This window comes from Microvirga antarctica (assembly GCF_017921815.1).
Classification (GTDB): Bacteria; Pseudomonadota; Alphaproteobacteria; order Rhizobiales; family Beijerinckiaceae; genus Microvirga; species Microvirga antarctica.
Map to the genome: position 1 here is coordinate 1 of NZ_JAGEMM010000202.1, position 280 is coordinate 280.

A 280-nucleotide genomic window follows, 5' to 3' on the forward strand; every position below is an offset into this window, starting at 1 on the left:
CTACCTTACCGACGGTACCGAACTGCACGACACCAATTTCGCGCGTATCGCCGAAGCCTGCGGCATTACCGGTATTCGCGTGGAAAAAGCCGCAGACGTGGACGGAGCGCTACAGCGCGCGTTTTCCATCGATGGCCCGGTACTGGTTGACGTGGTCGTGGCAAAAGAAGAGCTGGCGATCCCGCCGCAGATCAAACTGGAACAAGCGAAAGGCTTTAGCCTGTACATGCTGCGCGCCATTATTAGCGGCCGCGGCGATGAAGTGATCGAACTGGCGAAA

General features: G+C 57.9%; 1 protein-coding gene. It reads left to right on the forward strand.

What is annotated here, in order from left to right; translation table 11 throughout:
• Positions 1–280 (forward strand): thiamine pyrophosphate-dependent enzyme (locus J4G32_RS21490; protein ID WP_246505465.1); only part of this gene is annotated, 280 nt, incomplete at both ends.